The organism is Synechococcus sp. BA-120 BA3, from assembly GCF_034931285.1.
Lineage (GTDB): Bacteria > Cyanobacteriota > Cyanobacteriia > PCC-6307 > Cyanobiaceae > Cyanobium.
Map to the genome: position 1 here is coordinate 1 of NZ_JAYGHZ010000324.1, position 7,182 is coordinate 7,182.

Below are 7,182 nucleotides of genomic sequence, written 5' to 3' on the forward strand. Positions count from 1 at the left end.
GAACGGGGCCGCCAGCAACCGCAGGGCCTGGCGGCGGGGCAGGCGGGACGGCCGGCTGGAGCGGGGGGAGATTCTGGCCATGGCCTAGCGGCGCCAGCCGGAGCCCAGTTGCCGCCAGAGCAGCAGTTGCAGGGAGCAGAGCATCGGGGCGAGCAGGGCCGTGAGCAGGGTCTGGGCGAGCAGAACCCGCAGGCCGGATCCCGCCAGATCATCCCAGCGCCAGCCCGGCAGGGCCAGCAGGGCCGGATTCACCCCCAGCTCCTCGGCGCTGCGGCCGGCCAGCGGTCCCGCCTGCTGGAGCGCGTCCCGGGTGCCGATCCAGTCAAGGATCCCCCACTGCAGCATCAGGGTCAGGCCCAGCAGGGCCGTGCCGATCAGGGCCAGCAGGCCGAGGCTGAAGCTGCGCTGGATCGGCGCCGCCCGCCGTCCCATCCGCCCCCACCACCAGCCCAGCAGCAGCAGTGCCGGGATCTGGGTGACGCCGCCGGGGTGGAGGGCATCCAGCAGCAGCCCCAGGGCCAGGCCGGCGCAGGCGCCCGAGAAGGGGCCGTCGCTCAGCGCCCATGGCAGCAGCCACAGCACCGCCCAGCAGGGACCGACGCCATCGAGGGCCAGCCAGCCGGGCGCGGCCAGGACGAGCAGCGGCGCCAGCAGAACCGAGGCGGCGAGCAGGGGCTGCCGGGTGAGCAGATCCATCAGCGCACCTGCACCTGCACCCAGTCGAGGGCCGACACCGGCGCGATCAGCTGCACCACCGCCTCCGGCGCCGGATCGGCATTGGCGTCCATGGACTGGATCACGCCCACCGGCAGGTTGGGCGGCACCAGGGTGCTGGCGGGGGAGGTCACCACCACGTCACCGGGGCGGGCCTGGGGATCCTTCTCCAGGAAGCGCAGCAGGGGCCGGGCGGTGCCGATGCCGGTGAGCAGGCCGTGGTGCTGGGTGCGCCCCACCCAGACCCCGACCCGGCTGCTGGGATCGGTGAGCAGGGTGACGCTGGCGGTGCTGGGGGTGACGCTGCCCACCAGGCCGACCAGGCCGCCGGGGCCGAGCACCGCCTGGCCGGCGCGGATGCCGCTGAGGGCCCCCTGGCCGAGCAGCAGCTGCCGCCACCACCCGGAGCCATCCCGGGAGATCACCGGCGCGGTCACCCGGTTGGGATTCTTCTGCTGCAGGTCCAGGAGCGAGCGCAGCCGCTGGTTGTCCCGCTCCAGCTGCGAGAGACGGGCCCCGTCCTCCACCCGGCGGGCCGACCGCAGCCACTCCGCCTGGGCCGTCCCCGGCCAGAAGGGCCGGCTGAGGAAGGCGTAGGCGTCGGTGAGCATCGCCCCCTTGCTGAGACGCACGGCCACGAGCGCCAGCAGCACCAGCAGCCAGGGCAGGAGGCGTCGCAGGGAGGAGCCTTGGACGAAGCGGAGCCAGCGCCAAGCCGGCATCGACTCAGGCCGTCATACGGGCGAATTCAGGGGTGTCGAGCACGCGCTCGAGCCGGCTGTAGTCCTCCAGGACCATGCCGCAGCCGTTGACCACACAGAGCAGGGGGTCTTCGGCCACGTGGGTGAGGATGCCGGTCTCGTGGCTGATCAGGTCGCAGATGCCCCGCACCAGGGCACCGCCGCCGGCGAGCATGATCCCCCGGTCGACGATGTCGGCCGCCAGTTCGGGTGGGGTGCGCTCCAGGGTGCGCTTGACCGCCTCGACGATCACGTTGAGCGGCTCGGCCATGGCTTCGCGGATGTCGCCGGCCCGGATGTTGATCGTGCGCGGCAGGCCGGAGAGCAGGTGCAGACCCCGCACGTCCATGGAGGTCTCGTCGTGGCCGTCGTCGGGGAAGGCGGAGCCGATGCGGATCTTGATGTCCTCGGCGGTGCGCTCGCCCACCACCAGGTTGTGGACCTTCTTGAGATAGACGCTGATGGCGTCGCTGAGTTCATCGCCGGCCACCCGCACCGACTCGCTCAGCACGGTGCCGCCCAGGCTCAGCACGGCCACCTCGGTGGTGCCGCCGCCGATGTCGACGATCATGGTGCCCACCGGATCGGTCACCGGCAGGCCGGCGCCGATGGCGGCCGCCACGGGCTCATCGATCAGGTGCACCTGCCTGGCCCCGGCCAGGCCGGCCTGATGCACGGCGCGGCGCTCGACGCCGGTGACGCCGCTGGGGATGCCGATCACCAGGCGCGGGGCGATCACGCCGCGGCCTTCGTTGCCCTTCTGGATGAAGCTCTTGATCATCTGCTCGGCGGCGTCGAAGTCGGCGATGACGCCGTCGCGCAGGGGCCGGATCGCCCGGATGTTGCCGGGGGTGCGGCCCAGCATCAGCTTGGCCTCCTCGCCCACCGCCAGGGGGGTGCCGCGCTCCAGATCGATCGCCACCACGGAGGGCTCCTGCAGCACGATCCCCTTGCCCGAGACGTACATCAGTGTGTTGGCCGTCCCCAGATCGATGCCGATGTCGCGGGAGAACTGGAAGCGGCGGAAGAACACGGGCAAGGCCTCTGGCAGCGGTGAATCATAGGGGGGGCATTCCCGACAGCCCCCTGCCGCGCCGGCTGGTGTGACAACCGGGACGAAGGGTGGAACGGAAAGGGAGAGGCCCCCGATCGGGGTGCCGCATCATTGATCCATTCGTTCCAGGAGCACGCCATGGGCGTCAATTCCATCACCCTCGTCGGCAGAGCCGGCCGCGACCCGGAGGTCCGCTACTTCGAATCCGGCAGCATGGTCGCCAACCTCACCCTGGCGGTGAACCGCCGCAGCCGCGACGACGAGCCCGACTGGTTCAACCTGGAGATCTGGGGCAAGCAGGCCCAGGTGGCCGCCGACTACGTCCGCAAGGGTGCCCTGATCGGCATCATCGGCTCGTTCAAGCTCGACCGCTGGACCGACCGGGCCAGCGGTGAGGAGCGCAGCAAGCCGGTGATCCGCGTCGATCGGCTGGAGCTGCTGGGCAGCAAGCGGGACGCCGAGGGCGGCGGCGGCGGCAGCTTCGGGGGCGGTTTCGGCGGCGGCGAGCCCAGCGAGGAGGAGGTGCCGTTCTGAGCCTGCGGGCCCGGATTGGGGCCGGGGGGCTTGTGCCAGTGGCCCAGCCGGGTTATCAAGCGTCCGAAGCCAGAGAAGGCGCCCCCCGGGGCGCCTTTTTTACTGTCCGGGGCCGGGCCGGAGTCCCTGCAGGCCCTGGGTCAGGGGCGCTGGCGGCTCTGCGTCCAGATCCGCAGCCCCAGCCACACGGCCCCCGCTAGCACCGCCAGCAGCAGCAGCACCTTCACCACCCGGGCGGCCGGCTCGATCCAGCGCTCCACATTCGTGTAACCCTCCCCCAGGGCCAGGCCCGCCAGGGTCAGCAGCAGGGTCCAGATCAGGCTGCCGGCAGTGGTCCAGAGCAGGAAGGGCGCCATCGGCATCATCTCGATGCCGGCGGGCACCGAGATCAGGGTGCGGATGCCGGGCACCAGCCGGCCCCAGAACACCAGGGCCGTGCCATGGCGGCTGAACCAGCGGCGGCTGCGGCGCAGCTCCTGGGGGCTGATGCCGATCCAGCGGCCGTGGCGCTCCAGCCAGTGCTCGATGCGCTCCTCGTTCACCAGCCGGCCGATGCCGTACCAGGGCAGGGCGCCGAGCACGGTGCCCAGCAGGCCGGCCAGCACCACCGGCACCAGGGAGAGCTTGCCCTGGTGCACGAAAAACCCCCCGAGCGGCATGATCAGCTCGGAGGGAATCGGGGGGAACAGGTTCTCCAGGAACATGGCCGCGAAGATCGCGCCATAGCCCGCCGCCGGATTGGCCTCCACCGCCGCGCCGATCATCTCGGGCAGCTTCTGGACCAGTTCGATCGCCATCGGGCCAGCCGGATCTGAGGCGCCAGTCTTCCACGACGGCCCGGACGCTGACAGCAGCGCCGGGCCGTCGCCGCTCAGTAGCGGTAGTGGTCGAGCTTGTAGGGGCCTTCCACGGGCACGGCGATGTAGGCCGCCTGCTCGGGGGTGAGCTCGGTGAGCCGGGCGCCGATCCGGTCGAGGTGCAGGCGGGCCACCATCTCGTCGAGGTGCTTGGGCAGCACGTAGACCTCCTTGCCGTACTGGTCACCCTTGGTGAACAGCTCGATCTGGGCCAGCACCTGGTTGGTGAAGGAGTTGCTCATCACGAAGCTGGGGTGGCCGGTGCCGCAGCCCAGGTTCACCAGACGGCCCTCGGCCAGCAGGATGATCCGGTTGCCGCTGGGCAGGATCACGTGATCCACCTGGGGCTTGATGGTCTCCCAGGCGTACTGCTTGAGGGACGCCACATCGATCTCGTTGTCGAAATGGCCGATGTTGCAGACGATCGCCTGGTTCTTCATGGCGAGCAGGTGCTCGTGGCGGATCACCTGGTAGTTGCCGGTGGCGGTCACGAAGATGTCCACATCCGCCACCACGTCCTCAAGACGCACGACGCGGTAGCCCTCCATGGCGGCCTGCAGGGCGCAGATCGGATCGATTTCGGCGATCATCACCGTGGCGCCGAGCCCGCGCAGGGACTGGGCCGAACCCTTGCCCACGTCGCCGTAGCCCAGCACCAGGGCCACCTTGCCGGCCACCATCACGTCGGTGGCGCGCTTGATGCTGTCGACCAGCGATTCGCGGCAGCCGTAGAGGTTGTCGAACTTGCTCTTGGTGACCGAATCGTTGACGTTGATGGCCGGGAAGGGCAGCTCACCGCTCTTCTGCATCTGGTACAGACGGGCCACTCCGGTGGTGGTCTCCTCGGTGACGCCCTGGATGTTGGCGTAGATGCGGGAGTAGAAGCCCGGCTGCACCGCCAGTTTCTGGCGGATGGAGTTGAACAGGGCCACCTCCTCCTCGCTGGAGGGGTTGTCGAGCACCGAGAGATCCTTCTCGGCCTTGCTGCCGAGCACCACCAAGCCGGTGGCATCGCCACCGTCGTCGAGGATCATGTTGGGGGTGCCGCCGTCGCCCCACTCGAGGATGCGGTGGGTGAAGGCCCAGTACTCATCCAGCGTTTCACCCTTGTAGGCGAACACGGGGATGCCGGCGGCGGCGATGGCGGCGGCGGCGTGGTCCTGGGTGGAGAAGATGTTGCAGGAGGCCCAGCGCACCTCGGCGCCGAGGGCCACCAGGGTCTCGATCAGAACGGCGGTCTGGATCGTCATGTGCAGGCTGCCGGCGATCCGGGCGCCCTTCAGGGGCTGCTCGGCGCCGAACTTCTCGCGCAGGGCCATCAGGCCGGGCATCTCGGTTTCGGCGATCGCCAGTTCCTTGCGGCCCCAGTCGGACAGGCCGAGATCGGCGATCACATAGGAACCGGTCGCCTGAAGGCCAGCGAAGGCAGCCTCAGGGCTGGAAGGTGTTGCCACCATGAATGGGAAGCTCCCCAAGGGGAGGACGAAGAAGTGGAAATATCTGCAGAGACGCCGAGGCTTCGGGCTCGCTGGGGAGCAATCTACATCGATGGAATCCGCTGACGCGACCGAGGTGTGCCATCTGGCGGACCCCGCCGCCACCGACGCCCTGGGGCGGCGACTGGCGTCGCAGCTGCTCGCGGCCGCTGACGGGGACGGCGCCCTGCTGCTGCTGCGGGGGGAGCTCGGCGCCGGCAAGACGTCCCTGGTGCAGGGGCTGGCGGCCGCCCTGGGCATCGCCGAGCCGGTCACCAGCCCCACCTTCGCCCTGGCCCAGCACTACGACACCGACACCGGCTCCGACGCCGGCACCACGGCCTTGGTGCACCTGGATCTCTACCGGCTGGAGCCGGGCGCCGCGGCCGATGAACTGTTCGCCCAGGAGGAGGAGGACGCCCGCGGCCTTGGCGCCGTGCTGGCGGTGGAGTGGCCCGAGCGGCTCAGCTTCCGGCCGGAAGGAGCCTGGGAGGTGGCGTTGAGCCACCCGGAGGATGGCGAGGGCCGGCTGGCCCGGATCACCCCGCCGCCAGGCTTGACCCCGCCGCGACCCTTGCCTCCAGCGCCGCGATGATGCGGGCATTGGCGGCCGGAAAGGGGTAGCTGGCGAGCTCATCCGGCGCCACCCAGCGCACCTGCTGGGAGGCCAGCGGCTGCGGCTCCCCCGCCAGCCAGCGGCAGAGATGCACCACGAAGCGCAGCCGCTTGTGGCTGTAGGCGTGCTCGAGGGTGATCAGCTCCTCCCCCACCGTCACCTCGATGGCCAGCTCCTCGCGCAGCTCCCGCCGGATCGTCGCCTCGATCGCCTCCCCCGGCTCCTGCTTGCCCCCCGGAAACTCCCACAGGCCCCCGAGCAGGCCCTCCGGGAGCCGCTGGTCGATCAGCACCCTGCCCGCAGCGTCCGACACCACCCCCACCCCGATCACCTGGAACGGCACGGGCGGGGGGGTGTCCTTCACGGGGAAGCGGCCGGGGTCGCCGGCAGCGTAGGCAGCACAGTGCGGCTGCCACGGGCAGGTGCCGCAGGAGGGCTGGCGGGGGGTGCACCCGCCGGCACCCAGGTCCATCAGGGCCTGGTTGAAGGCGCGGGGCCGCTGCGGGTCGAGCAGGGTCTCGCTGAGCCGCCAGAACCCGGCCAGCTCCCGCTTCGGCGACACCGGGTGGGCCACCAGCCGGGCCAGCACCCGCTGGACGTTGCCGTCGAGGATCGCGAAGGGCTGATCGAAGGCGGAGGAGAGGATGCTGCCGGCGGTGCTGCGGCCGATGCCCGGCAGGGCCATCCAGCCCTCGAGGCTGCGCGGCCAGGGGTCACCGCTGCCGGCAAGCGATGGCTGGGCGCCGGCGACGAGCTGCCGCGCCCCCGCGTGCAGACGGCGGGCCCGGGCGTAGTAGCCCAGGCCCTGCCAGAGCATCAACACGTCGTGCTCGCTGGCGGCGGCGAGGGCTTCTAGGTGCGGGAAGGCCGCCATCCAGCGGTGCCAATAGGGCAGCACCACCGCCAGCTGGGTCTGTTGCAGCATCACCTCGGCGACCCACACCCCGTAGGCGGCCAGGGGCTCCCCCGGCCCGGGCCGGGAGCCGTCGGGGTGAAGCTTCCAGGGGATGTGGTGGCGGCCGTCCCGCTCCCACCAGGCGAGCAGATCGGCCCGGAGGGGCTCGGCCGGGCCCGGAAGCTGCGGGGGCCGCGATTTAGAGGAACCCACCCGGACGGGGTCGGCCGCTGGAGAGGGACACGTTGCCCTGCCCGCCGCCGGCCCCAGCCCCCTGCCCGGCCCCCTGGGCAGCGG

At 71.1% G+C, this 7,182-nt stretch carries 8 protein-coding genes; 2 read left to right on the forward strand and 6 right to left on the reverse strand.

Annotated features, from left to right (window positions below):
- Positions 1–84: 84 nt before the first annotated feature.
- The 3 genes from VB737_RS13380 to VB737_RS13390 are packed head-to-tail and all read right to left on the reverse strand — an operon-like array spanning position 85 to position 2,487.
- On the reverse strand, positions 85–696 hold the full coding sequence (locus VB737_RS13380) for a rod shape-determining protein MreD (RefSeq protein WP_500313668.1): 612 nt from the start codon (positions 694–696) through the stop codon (positions 85–87).
- The gene (gene mreC / locus VB737_RS13385) at positions 696–1,436 is read right to left on the reverse strand and encodes a rod shape-determining protein MreC (protein WP_500313669.1); all 741 of its coding nucleotides are present in this window, start codon (positions 1,434–1,436) and stop codon (positions 696–698) included. The genes VB737_RS13380 and mreC overlap by 1 nt, the downstream gene beginning before the upstream one ends.
- A 4-nt stretch (positions 1,437–1,440) precedes the next feature.
- Complete coding sequence (locus VB737_RS13390) at positions 1,441–2,487, reverse strand: rod shape-determining protein (protein WP_216920256.1); 1,047 nt, start codon at positions 2,485–2,487, stop codon at positions 1,441–1,443.
- Positions 2,488–2,646: 159 nt separating this feature from the next.
- Here VB737_RS13390 and VB737_RS13395 point away from each other — a divergent pair, with 159 nt between their 5' ends.
- The gene (locus VB737_RS13395) at positions 2,647–3,042 is read left to right on the forward strand and encodes a single-stranded DNA-binding protein (RefSeq protein ID WP_216920242.1); all 396 of its coding nucleotides are present in this window, start codon (positions 2,647–2,649) and stop codon (positions 3,040–3,042) included.
- Between the two features lie 140 nt (positions 3,043–3,182).
- On the opposite strand, the gene VB737_RS13400 is transcribed toward VB737_RS13395, so the two are convergent.
- Together VB737_RS13400 and ahcY are read right to left on the reverse strand one after the other, a co-directional pair.
- Positions 3,183–3,839: a DedA family protein gene (locus tag VB737_RS13400; protein ID WP_500313671.1), complete on the reverse strand. Its 657-nt coding sequence runs from the start codon at positions 3,837–3,839 to the stop codon at positions 3,183–3,185.
- Between the two features lie 74 nt (positions 3,840–3,913).
- On the reverse strand, positions 3,914–5,356 hold the full coding sequence (ahcY, locus tag VB737_RS13405) for an adenosylhomocysteinase (protein ID WP_500313672.1): 1,443 nt from the start codon (positions 5,354–5,356) through the stop codon (positions 3,914–3,916).
- Between the two features lie 91 nt (positions 5,357–5,447).
- Here ahcY and tsaE point away from each other — a divergent pair, with 91 nt between their 5' ends.
- Entirely contained in the window at positions 5,448–5,969 is a 522-nt protein-coding gene (gene tsaE / locus VB737_RS13410) for a tRNA (adenosine(37)-N6)-threonylcarbamoyltransferase complex ATPase subunit type 1 TsaE (protein ID WP_500313674.1), read from the forward strand.
- On the opposite strand, the gene mutT is transcribed toward tsaE, so the two are convergent.
- Complete coding sequence (mutT, locus tag VB737_RS13415; RefSeq protein ID WP_500313676.1) at positions 5,914–7,098, reverse strand: 8-oxo-dGTP diphosphatase MutT; 1,185 nt, start codon at positions 7,096–7,098, stop codon at positions 5,914–5,916. The genes tsaE and mutT overlap by 56 nt on opposite strands.
- Between the last annotated feature and the right edge of the window lie 84 nt (positions 7,099–7,182).